The sequence below is a fragment of the Vibrio sp. B172a genome, assembly GCF_030248355.1.
Classification (GTDB): Bacteria; Pseudomonadota; Gammaproteobacteria; order Enterobacterales; family Vibrionaceae; genus Vibrio; species Vibrio owensii.
In genome coordinates this window covers 106,552-119,229 of record NZ_JAHGAC010000015.1, presented here as the reverse complement: position 1 = coordinate 119,229, position 12,678 = coordinate 106,552, and the positions used below count along the sequence as shown (strand labels likewise).

Annotated in this window: 16 protein-coding genes; 12 read left to right on the top strand and 4 right to left on the bottom strand. The window is 45.0% G+C overall.

Annotation, left to right across the window (positions count from 1 at the left end; genetic code table 11):
* The first annotated feature begins 109 nt into the window (after positions 1-109).
* The gene (locus tag KIT90_RS16320) at positions 110-547 is read left to right on the top strand and encodes a hypothetical protein (RefSeq protein ID WP_045413981.1); all 438 of its coding nucleotides are present in this window, start codon (positions 110-112) and stop codon (positions 545-547) included.
* Positions 548-727 (top strand): DUF1289 domain-containing protein, encoded by a 180-nt coding sequence (locus KIT90_RS16315; RefSeq protein WP_033006290.1) that lies wholly within the window; start codon positions 548-550, stop codon positions 725-727.
* 9 nt (positions 728-736) lie between these two features.
* Here KIT90_RS16315 and rcnR read toward each other — a convergent pair whose 3' ends face one another.
* Positions 737-1,009, bottom strand: coding sequence for a Ni(II)/Co(II)-binding transcriptional repressor RcnR (gene rcnR, locus KIT90_RS16310; protein ID WP_005440696.1), 273 nt, complete (start codon positions 1,007-1,009; stop codon positions 737-739).
* Positions 1,010-1,166: 157 nt separating this feature from the next.
* Positions 1,167-2,927, bottom strand: coding sequence for an ABC transporter ATP-binding protein/permease (locus KIT90_RS16305; RefSeq protein ID WP_285377564.1), 1,761 nt, complete (start codon positions 2,925-2,927; stop codon positions 1,167-1,169).
* A 297-nt stretch (positions 2,928-3,224) separates the two neighbouring features.
* Here KIT90_RS16305 and KIT90_RS16300 point away from each other — a divergent pair, with 297 nt between their 5' ends.
* Positions 3,225-3,638: a PaaI family thioesterase gene (locus tag KIT90_RS16300; RefSeq protein WP_285377562.1), complete on the top strand. Its 414-nt coding sequence runs from the start codon at positions 3,225-3,227 to the stop codon at positions 3,636-3,638.
* Between the two features lie 153 nt (positions 3,639-3,791).
* Here KIT90_RS16300 and KIT90_RS16295 read toward each other — a convergent pair whose 3' ends face one another.
* Positions 3,792-4,430, bottom strand: coding sequence for a hypothetical protein (locus tag KIT90_RS16295; RefSeq protein WP_020196319.1), 639 nt, complete (start codon positions 4,428-4,430; stop codon positions 3,792-3,794).
* Positions 4,431-4,720: 290 nt separating this feature from the next.
* Complete coding sequence (locus KIT90_RS16290; RefSeq protein WP_009704518.1) at positions 4,721-4,897, bottom strand: DUF6435 family protein; 177 nt, start codon at positions 4,895-4,897, stop codon at positions 4,721-4,723.
* A gap of 465 nt (positions 4,898-5,362) precedes the next feature.
* Between KIT90_RS16290 and KIT90_RS16285 the strand changes: the two genes are divergently transcribed.
* The 9 genes from KIT90_RS16285 (at position 5,363) to KIT90_RS16245 (ending at position 12,607) form a co-directional block, all read left to right on the top strand.
* Positions 5,363-6,589, top strand: a complete 1,227-nt coding sequence (locus KIT90_RS16285) for a DUF819 domain-containing protein (RefSeq protein WP_285377560.1) — start codon at positions 5,363-5,365, stop codon at positions 6,587-6,589.
* A gap of 248 nt (positions 6,590-6,837) precedes the next feature.
* Entirely contained in the window at positions 6,838-7,914 is a 1,077-nt protein-coding gene (locus KIT90_RS16280) for a low specificity L-threonine aldolase (RefSeq protein WP_285377558.1), read from the top strand.
* An 82-nt stretch (positions 7,915-7,996) separates the two neighbouring features.
* Positions 7,997-8,257 carry a DUF5062 family protein gene (locus KIT90_RS16275; protein WP_005376453.1) on the top strand — a complete coding sequence of 87 codons (261 nt, stop codon included), beginning with the start codon at positions 7,997-7,999 and terminating at the stop codon, positions 8,255-8,257.
* 224 nt (positions 8,258-8,481) lie between these two features.
* Positions 8,482-8,976, top strand: coding sequence for a YcxB family protein (locus KIT90_RS16270; RefSeq protein ID WP_285377556.1), 495 nt, complete (start codon positions 8,482-8,484; stop codon positions 8,974-8,976).
* Positions 8,977-9,218: 242 nt separating this feature from the next.
* Positions 9,219-10,415: an MFS transporter gene (locus KIT90_RS16265; RefSeq protein ID WP_285377555.1), complete on the top strand. Its 1,197-nt coding sequence runs from the start codon at positions 9,219-9,221 to the stop codon at positions 10,413-10,415.
* A gap of 144 nt (positions 10,416-10,559) precedes the next feature.
* Positions 10,560-10,853: a putative quinol monooxygenase gene (locus tag KIT90_RS16260; RefSeq protein ID WP_285377553.1), complete on the top strand. Its 294-nt coding sequence runs from the start codon at positions 10,560-10,562 to the stop codon at positions 10,851-10,853.
* Positions 10,854-10,882: 29 nt separating this feature from the next.
* Entirely contained in the window at positions 10,883-11,584 is a 702-nt protein-coding gene (locus tag KIT90_RS16255; protein ID WP_285377552.1) for an SDR family NAD(P)-dependent oxidoreductase, read from the top strand.
* Between the two features lie 87 nt (positions 11,585-11,671).
* The gene (locus KIT90_RS16250) at positions 11,672-12,112 is read left to right on the top strand and encodes an ankyrin repeat domain-containing protein (RefSeq protein ID WP_285377550.1); all 441 of its coding nucleotides are present in this window, start codon (positions 11,672-11,674) and stop codon (positions 12,110-12,112) included.
* 15 nt (positions 12,113-12,127) lie between these two features.
* The gene (locus tag KIT90_RS16245) at positions 12,128-12,607 is read left to right on the top strand and encodes a hypothetical protein (protein WP_285377548.1); all 480 of its coding nucleotides are present in this window, start codon (positions 12,128-12,130) and stop codon (positions 12,605-12,607) included.
* Positions 12,608-12,678: the final 71 nt, after the last annotated feature.

Here is a 12,678-nt window from a genome sequence, read left to right as displayed (position 1 = left end):
TCTCGTATCTCGTATCCCGCCCAAATAACCACATATACTAGGGGGTAGTATTATATACTGGAGGGGAGTATAGTTTTTAAAAACATAACTCACTGGGAAGTGTCACTGTATGAAAGACGTAAAGGGTGTTTTTCGCAACCTAGAAAAGATGCTGCAAAACGCGAATTGGTTTGAAGATGGTTGGGAAATTTATAACCGAGGAGAGTACCTGCAGCTGTATAAGCAAAACTGGTTCAACGAAAACCAAGGTGGTGTGCATTTCGAAACGTACATCGAAGGGCCTCAAGTGAAGCAAAAAGCCTTCCCGATTTGTATGCATGCGGAAGAAGACTGTCCATCTCAAGCTGAATTTGTACGTCAATTCAGAGAGCTAGAAGGGAGCCGTATTGCGGGTTGGAAAGGGTATAAAACACTGGATAACAGCTATGGCATTTGCCAAAGAACCCTGCCGCTCAACTTTAAAAACCTAGAACAACGTTTGTTTGAAGAGTTCAACCGACTGCGTGCGCTAGAGGCAAGCATCGACAAAGTGCTGGATAGGTTATAAATGAAAAAGCAGAAAAGCCCTTGTATTGATGTATGTGATTTTTCCCATAGCAAAGGGTGGTGCGCTGGGTGCGGAAGAACGCGAGAAGAGTGTAAGGCTTGGAAATCGATGAAGCCTTACGCCATCAATGCGCTCAAAAAAGATCTGCAAAAGAGAATGTCTCAAATGAAAGCTCAGTAAAACTGGGCTTTATTTAATGTATGAGTCGATAACCTTAATCACCACGTCCATATCTGCTTCTCGCTGTTCTTTGCTTTCTTCTAGAACAAGGTGCTCATGTAGATGGCCTTTGATTACCTCTTTCATCAAACCGTTTACCGCACCTCGAATCGCGGCGATCTGCTGCAACACGTCCTGGCACTCTTGCTCTTCATCCAACATCTTCTTAAGGCCATTAACCTGACCTTGTATCTTGCTGACTCGGGCCGTTAGCTTTTTCTTATCTTTAGCTGTATGTGACATAGCATCTGTACTCAATGTAATTGGCAGGAGAGAGGAGTTAGTCGGTAATGTAGCACCGAATTTATACTGGGGGGTAGTGTTTATACTAACGGGGAGTATATTTGCGATGAATGGTTTTAAAACAAAGCCCGCTGATTTCAGCGGGCTTTATGGAAGGTTACTCTAGGTGCTTAAACTGCAACGCGACGAGGCGCTGATAGAGTTCGCAGCTTTGTATTAACGACTGGTGGTTGCCAAGGTCAATCAACTCGCCGCCGTCTAACACCGCAATTTTATCGGCGTGTTGGATGGTTGAAAGTCGGTGAGCAATGATCAAAGTCGTGCGGTCTTTCATCAATGCTTCAAGTGCTTGTTGAACATGATGTTCACTTTCACTGTCCAGCGCGCTGGTGGCCTCATCAAGCAAAAGGATTTTTGGATCTTTCAGAATCGCACGAGCAATCGCGATACGTTGTTTTTGACCGCCAGATAACCTCACGCCACGTTCACCCAAAAAGCTATGGTAACCGTCTGGTAGCTTCTCAATAAACTCATGCGCGTGTGCTTTCTTCGCCGCCTCAATCACTTGCTCGTCAGTCGCGTCTGGATTGCCGTAGCGAATGTTGTGGAATACGTCGTGACTAAACAAAGCGGGTTGTTGTGGAACCAATGCCATTTGTCGACGAAGATCATTTGGATCGAACTGTCGAATGTCTTCTCCACCAAACAATACTTGGCCTTGTTGTGGGTCGTAGAAGCGTTGCAGCAATTCGAATAAAGTCGTTTTACCAGCGCCAGAAGGGCCAACTAAAGCCAATACCTTACCTTTCTCTGCAGTCAGGTTTAACCCTTTGATAGCGGGTTGGTCGGGGCGAGAAGGATAGTTAAAGTTCACTGAATCAAACGTCACTTCCGCTGGCATCTCATCGGTGATCGGAAGGTTATTGTTTGGCGCGCTGATGTCGCTTTCCACTTGAAGGATCTCAATCAGCCTTTCTGTTGCACCGGCGGCTCTTTGTAGTTCCCCCATGACTTCGGAAATCGTTGCCATAGAAGACGCAACCATGATGGCGTAGAACACAAATGCCGCTAGATCGCCAGCAGACATTTTGCCGTGAATCACATCACTGCCACCAACCCAAAGCATGCCAGCAATGGCGCTGAATACAATGACGATAACGCCAGAAATCAGAATTGCGCGCTGTTTTACTCGCTGTCTACCCACCTCGTAAGCTTTTTCTACTTCGACAGCAAACGCCGCGCGTTCATGTTGCTCTGAGCTAAAGCTTTGAACCGTTTTGATGTGCTCAATCGCTTCGCCTGCATAGCTGCCGACATCGGCCATGGTGTCTTGGCTTTGGCGTGATAGGGCACGTACTCTTCTCCCATAAACCAAAATCGGAACCAGTACGAATGGCACAGAAGCTAGCACAATCAAAGTGAGCTTAAAGTTTGTTGCGAACAACATGATGATCGCACCAATACACATAAGCGCACTGCGCATCGCCATAGAAAACGACGAACCAATAATGCTTTGCAGCAACGTCGTGTCTGTGGTGAGGCGAGACATAATATCGCCGCTACTATTGGTCTCAAAATAACTAGGATGCAGCGTAATCACATGGTTAAACACCGCAAGACGAATGTCTGCGCTGACGCGTTCGCCCACGGAAGAAACCAGATAGAAACGGAAGAACGTCCCCACTGCGATGCACAGCGTCACACCGACGATAAATTGAATCGCATTGGTGAGTTCTTGCAGCGATTGCTGAGCAAAGCCTTGGTCTATAAGAATGCGCACGCCGTAACCGACGGACAGCGTTAGGCTAGCTGTGGCGATAAGGGCAACTAAGGCAGCAGCAACGCGCCATTTATAAGGTGAAACGAAGGTGTTGAGTTTAAGAAGAATGCCGAGATTTTTATTATTTTTACTGCTCATGAGTGGCTCACAAAGCGTTATAGGTACTTGGCATAGTAAGCGACTTTGGTACGTGAAACCAGTGGTGAGTCAGTTTCGATAACAGAGTGATCCTTCTGGCAAGGCATTCAGCTCGATGGAACCTAATTTCTCACTTTTTGTTATTGGCATATGCTAATTACAGGGCATAAAGTGAATGCCTCAAATAGATAAAGGAATTCACCATGTCAGTCGCTCGCCAAGTCTAACGCTTCTTTTCTTTGTTCTCTTTACTCATTCTGTTTTGTTCCACAGACAATCTTAAACTCAGAGGTCTATATGTCTATTCATGCTCCTAGAAACCACCAACATTGCGCAGTCTGCTGCCAGCCGTTTTTCAACGCGCACGATACGATTCAATTTACGGCAATGCCGAGTGGTGGCGTGCAAGGACAAATCGTGCCGACAGAAAAGGTTCAAGGCTATCAAGGCGTAATGCAAGGCGGTGCCATCAGTGCGCTGCACGATACTGCTATGACACACTGTCTTTTCGCCCAAGATATCTGCGCAATGACGGCTAAGCTGGAGGTGCGCTTTATCAAACCTATCCCTCTCAATAGTTCAATCCGAGTGGAAGCGCATTGCATCAAGAGTAAGCGAGGCATGTATTTGCTAGAAAGCGAAATCTATGTTGGTGAGAAGTGCTACTCAAAGGCTGAAGCCAAGTTTATGCAGCAGGCTGTTGAGGTCTAATATTGCTTACTTTTTGAGTACAGCAGTGAGCCACGAGAAGAGTTTAAAAGGAAAGGTTGTTACGGAAGGGAAAGGGAAGTGAGTCAACCTATTTGGTCAACTCACATTCTTTGCTATTGGCGTAGTGAGTAAAGAACCTAAACAGCGATGCAGTTAATCCACATACGCCACGGAGCTTGGTTCTTTATAAATACAGTCTACTTTTGTCACACTGCCACTCGAGTCTTGATATTGAGCATAGACGACCCATAGGCCATTGGTTCGCGCGCCCATTACCGTAACCCGAGTATTTTCACCATAAGTTGTATTGTCCGTGCCAGATCCTCTACCAAAAGAGACTTGGAACTCCTTCTGGACAGCACGTTGTACTTCCATGCCGTTAAAGTCCCCCTTTGGCTGAACATGCAAAAACTCAAGCCCGCCTCCTTTTCCTTTACGGATTGCAAAGGTACAACCGGTCAATTGAGTGGTTACCAAGTAGTCAGCAGCATCATAATGGGTGACTTTAGAAATGGAGTCGGGTTTAAGTTGTTCAAAAGGAGAAACGGGGATATGAATACATTGAAGTGCTTTCGCGTTTTTAACTAACGATTTTGGACCAAGGCGGAAACGCATCTCCTTCATCTTTACCCCCTGATTTATCCCGAAAGCGGTATCGCCATGGCTATACAAGTAAAACCTCATAGCACCTTTCGATTGGCCCGCGCTGGTAATGGATAGTGGGAAGCGAAGTAAAAACTCCTCTAAATCTCGGTCTAAAACCTGAACAGCCTGATCTAACGTTTGTGGCATAACACAGTCCTTTGTTGTTATTTATAGATTGCGTGAAATCTTATTGATTATAGTTCACAGGCATAAGCATATATGAACATATCGAATCCAATGAAATTTCTTCTTCTTTCATCACGAGAACATGATATTGCTCGGAAGTAGGCACTGGTTATGTTGATGAAGTCGCCCGTTAGCAAAAAGAGATTGTCGCTTCGCCATTCAATAACAGAAAGGTGAACCGAACCGTTCACCTTCATCGTTTCATTGCTTAGCGCTTTGACCTAAATCGAGCATCAAACTCAGTTCGCACCTCAACTTTGGGGTTTGTGGGCCGTTTTTATCTGTTCGAAAAGCTCTTCCGCCTCCGCAGTTAATAGAGAGTAGGTACGTATATCGCCTCGTCTTTGGGCTTGCATCGCTTGTTCAAGCAGCATTGAGTGGCGTTTTTTGAGCTTCTTGACTGAATTGTTTTTGAAGAAAGAAAACATAAATAAATCCTTTACTTAGAACCTCCCTTTATTACGCGTTTTGTTTGCTTTTGGTTCAAACCATTAACACCACACTATTGTTTTGTTACGTCTTTCTTTTGTTCAATCTGCCGCCAAAAATGACGGTTTTCGGCTCATTGATGAGAGGGCTCTTGGGACAATTTTGACTCACTTTGCCATACAAAAACTTATCTGAATTCATGTGGCTAATTGTTTGTTATTTATATCGCTATTTCACATATGAACTACAGGGCATTATTGGCGAAATGAGGAGCGATCTTTTTTGAGTCAATAGTAAATAACGGTCAGGTCATGAAAATAAAGGCTTCAAAGATGAAGGATGTGATGTTGTAAGAGTATTTCAAAATGTTTCCGTTGTTACACCTTGTAACATTGGGGCGTTATCGGTATGGTTCGTCCCCTCAAAAAATAGACTTTTACGCTCAACTTAAAGGAAGAACTATAATGATTTCTAATGATGCGGTAATCATGGGCATGCTCGCTGTCATTCTCGGCGCTATCTTTATCACGGAAAGCAGCCAAAACAGCGCACTAAAAAGATTCTATTCGATCATTCCGGGTCTTTTACTCTGTTACTTCGTTCCTTCATTGCTAAACAGTTTCGGTATCATTGATGCGTCGAACTCTAAACTGTACTTCGTAGCAAGCCGCTACCTATTGCCAGCAGCGTTGGTGCTTTTGATCATCTCTGCTGATCTTCGCAAAATCATTGGTCTTGGCCCGAAAGCAGTCATCATGTTCTTGACCGGTACGGCAGGGATTATCATCGGTGGTCCTTTGGCGATCCTGATTATCGACCAAGTTTCTCCGGATCTCGTTTCCGGTGATGTATGGCGTGGCCTAACCACGGTTGCTGGTTCTTGGATCGGTGGCGGTGCAAACCAAGCCGCGATGAAAGAAGTCTTCGAGGTGAACGACGAGCTGTTCTCGGCGATGATTACGGTCGACGTTATTTGTGCCAACGTTTGGATGGCAATCTTATTGATTATGGTTGGCCGTCAGAAGAAGTTAGACGCATGGCTTAAAGCGGATACATCGTCAATCGAAGAGCTAAAAGAAACCGTTTCTAAGTACCAAGAAGAAAACGATCGCCCAACCACAACAACTGACCTCGTTAAGATTGCTTCGATTGCGTTTGGTCTAACCGGTCTTGCGCATTACTTTGCCGATATGATTGCACCGTGGATTTCGACTAACGCCCCAGAACTGGCGAAATACAGCCTGACTTCGGGGTTCTTCTGGCTAATCGTATTGGTAACAACATTTGCGCTTGTTGCTTCTTGCTTTAAATCAACACGCAGTCTTGAGCACGGTGGGGCATCGAAAGTAGGTTCAACCTTCATCTACATCCTTGTTGCAACAATTGGTATGCAGATGGACGTCACGGCAATCTTCGATAACCCAGGTTACTTCTTTATCGGCATCGTTTGGTTAACCATCCATGCTGTATTAATGATTGCTGTTGCGAAGCTGATTCGTGCGCCACTGTTCTTTATGGCGGTAGGTAGCCAAGCGAACGTTGGTGGTGCGGCATCTGCCCCTGTTGTTGCGGCAGCATTCCACCCAGCACTAGCACCAGTTGGTATTCTAATGGCCGTTCTTGGTTATGCATTAGGTACATACGGCGCCTACATCAGTGGTCTACTAATGCAGTTGGCTGCAGGTCAATAATTTAACCTCACAATTAAATCTAACGATACTTAAAGAAAAGTCCGGCATAGGAGCAACCATGCCGGACTTTTTGTATCTAGTTTGCTTGGATTAATTAGTAATGGTATCGGCGATTTAGCGATATTTATTTGCGTCGGTTATAGAAATAAACCTCTGAGGCATACGCAGAAAATACATCGCGAAAATGCAGTTTACGCCTCCGTTTTAACAAGTTACATTGTTGAAACTTTGATTCAAAGGACAGAACAATGAGTGCCCACCTAAAACAGCTTTGTCATACCCATCTCCCTGGTAATAAAGAAGATTCTCCAGCCGAACACTTTGCGAAAATGGCGAAGTGGTGCGAAGAAAACAACGTGAATCACGATGTCTACGGCGATGGAGAAACGATTCAAGCGTTCGAGCAAAAGGTTGCCGATATGCTGGGTTACGAGGCGGGGCTTTTTGTTGTAACAGGGACGATGACACAGCCAACAGTGCTTGAAATTGTCACAAGACAAAAGCGTAATCCTATTGTCGCCATGCACGCATCTAGCCATATTCCGGTGCATGAAAAACAAGGCTATCAGCTTCAACATCGTTTTAGTATTTTGCCAGTCGGGAACCCTTATCAAACATGGAAGCTTGAGGATCTCACTGCGTGGCCGGATGAAATCGCAGCCGTTCTATATGAGCTCCCGATGCGTGAAATTGGCGGTCAGTTACCTTCATGGCAAGAACTGGAAGAAATCAAAGCGTACTGCGCCGAAAATGACATTCATCTTCACATGGATGGCGCAAGACTGTGGGAAACTGCAGCTTACTATCAGAAAGAATACTGCGAGATCGCCGCTGGTTTTGATACGACCTATGTTTCACTTTACAAAGGCATCAACGGCATGGGTGGATCCATGCTACTTGGCTCAAAGGCGTTCATTGAACTAGCTTCAATGTGGATGAAGCGACAAGGTGGCAACCTGTATCACAGAACACCTTATGTGGTGTCTGCGGCAATGCAGTTTGATGAAAGGTTGGCACAAATGCCAGCTCTATTTGAACGAACAAAGCAGATCTACAAGATCATTGAAGAGTTCCCATCTTTGGCGGTAAGACCTACTCAGGCTCAAGCAAACATGTTGCACCTTATCCTGCCATTTAGCTGCGAAGAATTGAAAGAACTCCAACACACGTTTGCCACAGAAAAGGGCATTTGGTTTGGTAACCTGCAAGTCACGGCACATCCAAATCAATCCATTGTTGAATGGTATGTTGGCGACTACCTGCTAAACCTTGATGATGACGAATTAAGGTCATTTTTCAATCAGTTACTCGGTAATAAGGCATAAACTTATCAATATGCGAGCTTACTAACACGCCATACGTGACACTTCATGTATTCTTAATTGAAGCGAAGAAGAGGATTTATCAATGTCAAAAAGCTCCAAGCTTCACAATGAAGACAAACTGGTTAAGAAGGCACTAGAGATTGGTGGGAAGATGGCGAAGCTACAAGGTTTTGACCTTCCACAGTCACCACAACCTCTGAGAGTAAAAGCGATTTACCTATTCTTGGTCGATGCCAAACAGATCACGCCATTGCCGGAAAGCAAGCTAGATGGCGCAAGCATCAAACACCGACTGGCAGTCTGGATACACAGTGCATTGCCAGACAACGACCCTCTAAAGTAGAAAACCTCAAGAAGTCACATAGGTCATTAATTAACAAGGCGAGCTAAATGGTTCGCCTTGTTTGATCTTGGCAAGTGCACCAAGGTCTTTTAGCGTGGCGGTATCATTGATTTACAAAACAGAATCAAAAGGACTAAAGATAAATCGAGAGAAGCGCTACAATGCAGGCGTTGCGAGAGTGCAACCAAGATTACTCATTTACAGAAGCCTTGAAGTAACCATACATGTCTAAAGATTTCGAATTCACTACAGAATACATACTCGACAAACCTTTCTTTGCTGAGTGTTATGATCAAACTAGCAAGCCAACGAAGTTCCCACAAGCATACCTAAAAGGGATACTGTTTCTTATCTTTGGTGTGGTCTTATTGGAGTTTGAACTGCTACCTAACGGTTATGTCGGTTGGTTCTTTCTCGTATTGAGTGTGATTGAAGCGTGTAGCGTTTACTTCAAAAGAACTTGGTGGTTGTGGCGTCAAACCATCAGCTCAAGCCGTGGCAGCAAAGTGGTGTTTGATGTAAATGCAGAGGGCGTGCGCTACAAAAGCGGTAAAGTTGACCGCAGCCTCGCTTGGAATGAAATCGACCAACTCGAACAAACTGACTTGGGCTTTATCCTTCATCTTGGTAAACAACGCCAATACATCAGCAAATCTTGTTTAAACGAAGAAGTCATCGCGTTTATGGTAGAGCAGCACGCGGCATCAAAAGCGAGCTAACAAATCCCTACTAACAAAAAAGGCGAGCCAAGTGGTTCGCCTTTTTTGATCTTGGTTTTGAATAGCTAGATTGTTAGTTTTTGCCTAATAATAATTTAGCTATTCATCATCTAGTTCTAACTCATCTTATCTATATCATTTATTCCATAGACGCAGAGTGCGTAACTTATTGGAAAAGCACCTTGAAAAGTTCAGGGTGTAGATAGGACAGTTATTATGACGACAGCAACAAAACAGCCCCAATGACAAACAGTGTCGGGCTGACTCTTCTTGCAGGTTTACCTCTTTTCACTCTACTGCCACTTGGCTTAGACATCTTCTTACCTGCGGTATATCAAATCGGAGAGTTCTTCTCTGACCAAGGCGTGCCTTCAATGGCGATCAGCATCTACATGTTGTTCTGGGGGCTTGGCCAATTGTTCTGGGGCGGTATGGCTGACACCATAGGCAAAAAGAACATTGCGCTGATTGGTCTCGCTTTGTTTGCTTTCAGTTCTTTTATGATTTCAACCATTGATCGCGACCAAGCAATGCAGTTCTTGGCGTTTCGTGCGCTACAAAGCTTTGCTGGCAGCGCGTGCTTTACCGCGATCTTTGCTCTGATCCGCATGCGATTTGAAGGCGAGCACCTGAATAAAGCCTACAGCTACCTGAATGGTATTCTCGCTTTTGTTCCGGTTAGTGCTCCGCTGGCTGGTGCGTACATTGTCGAGACGAATTCTTGGTTTACGCTGTTCACGATCATGTCGGTACTTAGTGTCGTTAGCATTGTTTGGATATTCCTGACTCTACCAAATGACAAAAATGCGCAGCAATCATCGGTAGTAGAAGCATCGAACGTAACGAACACTAGCTTTATTCGTCGCTACGCAGCCGTTATTGTGAATACGCGCTTTAAGACATTCCTATTCTTTGCGCTGGTGGCTCAGAGTTTGTTCATCTACTTACTGACCGTTGCGCCAATGTACCTGATGGGCAAACTTGAAGTATCACAAGTCGCGTTTGGTCAAATGTTTATGGCAATCGCAATTGTCTTCATGCTTGGTAGCTTCTTATCGCCAGCCATTAACGCACGCTTAAGCATTAAATCTTTAATCGCACTTTCACTCGGATTGATTGTGACGGGCGGCGTACTCATGTTTGTTATGAGCGGCATTCAAGCTTGGTATTCTCTCATTGGCCCTATGGTGATTATTGCTATCGGTTGCACCATGCTTCTGTGCAGCTGTCCGGCAAATGCACTGGCAGATTTCAAAGAAAACGCAGGTGTAGCAAGCGGTTTATACACGGCGACAACATTCGGTGCTGGTGCGCTAATCTCAGCCTTGTTTACTCATCTGATTGATAGCACCGACCTTAGCCAAGTTTCTCTGGTTTACGCGTTGTTCGCACTGTTTGCCTTGGCGGTATTCTCAATAAATAAAACAGTGAAAGCATGAGTCTCTGAGCCAAGCCCATCTGTGCACAGAGTTACTAGCAATAAAGTACAAAAAACGAAGCAGGATTCTTCAATCTATTGCGACTCACACTAAGTAATCTAGAACCTATCGAAGCGCAGATTACACTAAGTAAGAGAGAAAATTATGATCATCGTTACTGTAGCAGGCAAAGTAAAACCTCAATTCAAATCGCTTTTCATCGAGCACATGGCGGAGCTGGCAAAAGTGGTTCGTGCGGAAGATGGTTGCATCACCTATCAACAAAACATCAGTGCTGACGACGAAAGTACGCTATTCCTTTATGAAGAATGGCAGTCAGAGCAACAATTACAGGCACATTTGGCTACAGCGCACATGATAGAGCACTTTGAGCTCGCTCGACCATGGTTTGATTCAGTTGAGATGAAAACCTTCGAAGCAACTGAAACCCAAGCTTAACCAGATAAAAAACTGACGAGGAACTCGACATGAAAAACACAACCCAGCGAGTCGCGATTGTAACCGGCGCAAACCGTGGTCTTGGTAAAGAAGTCAGTCGTCAATTGGCAGAGCAAGGCGACATAGTCATTGTTACGGCTCGTCAGTTGAGTAGCGCACAGCAAACAGTAGAAGAGTTGGGTTTGGACAACTTACTAGCGGCGCAACTTGATATTACTAACCAAGAGAGCGTTGACCAATTGGTTGAGTTTGTTCAGCAACGATTTTCTGCTGTCGATTTGTTAATCAACAATGCCGCCATTCACTATGACACTTGGCAAAACGTCGTGAACGCAGACCTCAATACAGTTCAAGAAGCGATGGACACCAATGTTTATGGAGCATGGCGGATGACACAAGCCTTCTTACCTTTGCTACAAAACAGCCAACAAGCTCGAATCGTTAACGTCAGCAGTGGTGCGGGTGCGATTAAAAACCAGACTGGCAGCACTCCTGCGTACAGTATGTCAAAGATCGCCCTTAACTCATTGACCTTAATGTTGGCCAATCAACTCAAAAGCAGTGGCATTTTGGTTAACGCTGTTTGTCCGGGTTGGGTCGCGACAGACATGGGCGGAAGCGGTGGTAGACCTGTAGAGCAGGGGGCAAGTGGCATAACTTGGGCTGCAAACTTGCCAGCAAATGGACCAACTGGTGGCTTTTTCCGAGATGGTGAAGAAATCGAACTCTAGTCGTTAATGGGTATAAGCTTTAATCAAGGTTACGGCTTCTCTGATGCATGGAAGCTGATAAAACAAGAAACCAAAATAGTGGGTAATATGAAAAAATTAATTGTCATTTTCTCGTTGGCAGCCGTTGTCATCACCGCAGCATTTCAAGCGTTTTGTGCAGATACCATTCACCTTGCTTCTTACAACGGTAATGAAGTTCAAGTGATTGAATTATTGAAAACCAATCCCGATCCGGATGAAAGAGATTCTTACGGCGGCACCGCGCTGCATGCCGCGATGTTCCAAGACAATACACGAATCGTCGAACTGCTGATTGAAGCAGGCTATGACGTCAACGCTGTTGGTCCTAGAAATGGTTATACACCACTGCATGATGCGGTATGGGCTAACAACCTGCCTGCACTAAAAATCTTGGTTGCCAATGGTGGTGATATCACGATTAAAGGCAAAGATGGTAATACGCCACTTGAAAAGGCAATCGCTGAAGACAAACCAGAAATCGTGGCTTACTTACAAAGCCTTAAATAGGGAGTAGGTGCCACAATGAAATATCAAAAGGCGGATTACGATAAGCTGATTCAGCAGTATGCACAGCACAAGTTTACCAAGAATGACATCAAGAGCTTTGTATATCGCGTGTTCTCAATGTATGAGCGTGCAACCGTAGGAAAGGTGCGAGTGCCAGCAGAAGCATTTGCCGATCTCGTCGATGAAAATGTCCAAGTCGACTTTCCCGACTACAAAATCCATTCTCGCCAAGAGTTTATGGAATGGCACCATTGGATACATGACTTATTGCTATCTGACGACCACGATATCGAGAGTATTGAAGTCTCTTACCTAGGCGAAGGTAAGTATGCTGCTGAGTTTGATGTCCGTTGGCGCGGTGACTTTAAGGATGGTTCGTTTACTGACCTCACCGTAGCCCAACGTTGGGTGATGTACGAATCGGAACAGTTCGCCCACCCAGTGATTGAGAGCTACCTTGCGGTGGTAAAGAGCAATAACCTGATTAGCGGCTAGGGGGAAATAGGAAGAACTTAGCAGAGATTAGCTTTGGTTAACACGCGAAACGTCTCCGTCCCAAATCAGTT

Excerpts from the sequence above, each read along its gene's own strand:
- rcnR (WP_005440696.1), bottom strand. The coding sequence starts at position 1,009 with ATGTCACATACAGCTAAAGATAAGAAAAAGCTAACGGCCCGAGTCAGC.
- KIT90_RS16270 (WP_285377556.1), top strand. The coding sequence starts at position 8,482 with ATGTCTAAAGATTTCGAATTCACTACAGAATACATACTCGACAAACCT.
- KIT90_RS16320 (WP_045413981.1), top strand. The coding sequence starts at position 110 with ATGAAAGACGTAAAGGGTGTTTTTCGCAACCTAGAAAAGATGCTGCAA.
- KIT90_RS16245 (WP_285377548.1), top strand. The coding sequence starts at position 12,128 with ATGAAATATCAAAAGGCGGATTACGATAAGCTGATTCAGCAGTATGCA.
- KIT90_RS16295 (WP_020196319.1), bottom strand. The coding sequence starts at position 4,430 with ATGCCACAAACGTTAGATCAGGCTGTTCAGGTTTTAGACCGAGATTTA.
- KIT90_RS16315 (WP_033006290.1), top strand. The coding sequence starts at position 548 with ATGAAAAAGCAGAAAAGCCCTTGTATTGATGTATGTGATTTTTCCCAT.
- KIT90_RS16300 (WP_285377562.1), top strand. The coding sequence starts at position 3,225 with ATGTCTATTCATGCTCCTAGAAACCACCAACATTGCGCAGTCTGCTGC.
- KIT90_RS16255 (WP_285377552.1), top strand. The coding sequence starts at position 10,883 with ATGAAAAACACAACCCAGCGAGTCGCGATTGTAACCGGCGCAAACCGT.
- KIT90_RS16250 (WP_285377550.1), top strand. The coding sequence starts at position 11,672 with ATGAAAAAATTAATTGTCATTTTCTCGTTGGCAGCCGTTGTCATCACC.
- KIT90_RS16285 (WP_285377560.1), top strand. The coding sequence starts at position 5,363 with ATGATTTCTAATGATGCGGTAATCATGGGCATGCTCGCTGTCATTCTC.
- KIT90_RS16305 (WP_285377564.1), bottom strand. The coding sequence starts at position 2,927 with ATGAGCAGTAAAAATAATAAAAATCTCGGCATTCTTCTTAAACTCAAC.
- KIT90_RS16280 (WP_285377558.1), top strand. The coding sequence starts at position 6,838 with ATGAGTGCCCACCTAAAACAGCTTTGTCATACCCATCTCCCTGGTAAT.
- KIT90_RS16275 (WP_005376453.1), top strand. The coding sequence starts at position 7,997 with ATGTCAAAAAGCTCCAAGCTTCACAATGAAGACAAACTGGTTAAGAAG.
- KIT90_RS16260 (WP_285377553.1), top strand. The coding sequence starts at position 10,560 with ATGATCATCGTTACTGTAGCAGGCAAAGTAAAACCTCAATTCAAATCG.
- KIT90_RS16290 (WP_009704518.1), bottom strand. The coding sequence starts at position 4,897 with ATGTTTTCTTTCTTCAAAAACAATTCAGTCAAGAAGCTCAAAAAACGC.
- KIT90_RS16265 (WP_285377555.1), top strand. The coding sequence starts at position 9,219 with ATGACAAACAGTGTCGGGCTGACTCTTCTTGCAGGTTTACCTCTTTTC.